Annotated in this window: 1 protein-coding gene; it reads right to left on the bottom strand. The window is 55.3% G+C overall.

The features are described 5' to 3' along the window. Positions 1–682, bottom strand: a 682-nt coding sequence (locus AAC155_RS24260) for a ShlB/FhaC/HecB family hemolysin secretion/activation protein (protein WP_146748163.1), incomplete at both ends; no start/stop codon positions are given.

Raw genomic sequence — 682 nt, 5'->3', positions numbered from 1 at the left:
CGATAAATTTCGCCGTTAAGCAAGGTTTTCTGGTCGGCGTTACGGTGCAGCACCCGACTAAGCTGGACCGCCAGGTTTTGGCTTTTGCCCCGGTATTGGATCGCCTGATTCAGCCCGGCTATTGTCTGGGTATAATCGTAATGACTGGCCGTCACGCTCGTCATCCAGTAGCCGAAGGGCACGGAGTAATAGAGCGTGTCGTTTTGGCTGCCTTTCCCGGCAGATGCGTGAATATCGCGTCCCCCGGAGAGGTAGAACAGGTCGCTTAACGCCAGCGGGTTATCCAGAAAGAAGGTTAATCCGCCCTGATAACGCCCGGTGCTCTTAGAGCCGGTATCATCCAAATACGTGGCGACTCGCCAGTGCCGGGACTGACGCCAGTCCAGCACAATATCGCTCTCCCCCGGCTGCTCTGCCGGAACAATGTTCATATCCGCCTGCACGGTCGGGAAACGTTGCAAGTTTTCTAATCCCTGCTCAATGTCCCGTAAATCCAGCAGCTTGCCTTCACGCGCGGGAAAGGGGGTTATCCGCTGGATATCTTTCCCGCTGTCCGGGGTATAGCGGATATGCCGGATTTTTCCCGGTATCATCACCAGTTTTAAGGTGTGGGTACGCAAATCCTGGCGAGGAGCCAGAACCCGGCTGGTGACATAGCCGTGATTGATGAGCTGATTTTGCA

Source organism: Photorhabdus sp. HUG-39 (assembly GCF_963878365.1).
Taxonomy (GTDB): Bacteria; Pseudomonadota; Gammaproteobacteria; order Enterobacterales; family Enterobacteriaceae; genus Photorhabdus; species Photorhabdus kayaii.
Note: the sequence above shows the minus strand (reverse complement) of the source record. Positions and strands in the feature narration are given on the sequence as shown.